Origin of the sequence: Xenorhabdus santafensis (assembly GCF_033949405.1) — a bacterium.
GTDB lineage: Bacteria > Pseudomonadota > Gammaproteobacteria > Enterobacterales > Enterobacteriaceae > Xenorhabdus > Xenorhabdus santafensis.
This window is the reverse complement of record NZ_VCDN01000180.1, coordinates 1-286: the sequence shown is the minus strand read 5'-3', so window position 1 is coordinate 286 and position 286 is coordinate 1. Positions and strand designations below refer to the sequence as shown.

Here is a 286-nt window from a genome sequence, read left to right as displayed (position 1 = left end):
AACTGCTTTTGCGGCAGAACGACGGCGTTCTGATGCCTTAAGCTGCGCCTGCTTGGGGCAGTATTTCTGCTCTTCCCGATTTCGCCTCAGCTCCCGACTAATCGTTGATGGGTCACGGCTGAGCGAAGTTGCAATAAAACGTTGTGTAAAACCCGCTTCTTTTAGACTGAAAATCTGATATCTTTCTATTTCGGTCAGTTGTGTATAGGTCATAGCGCATTTTCCTTTGGCGAGAAAGATGCCTACTATAGCAACTGACCGCCTTTCTCAGAAATTGCACTTATTA

The 286-nt window shown here is 46.2% G+C and carries 1 protein-coding gene; it reads right to left on the bottom strand.

All coding sequences use genetic code 11. The features are described 5' to 3' along the window. On the bottom strand, positions 1 to 213 hold a 213-nt coding region (locus FE392_RS19720; protein WP_319931835.1), incomplete at its 3' end, for a helix-turn-helix domain-containing protein. Positions 214 to 286 lie beyond the last annotated feature (73 nt).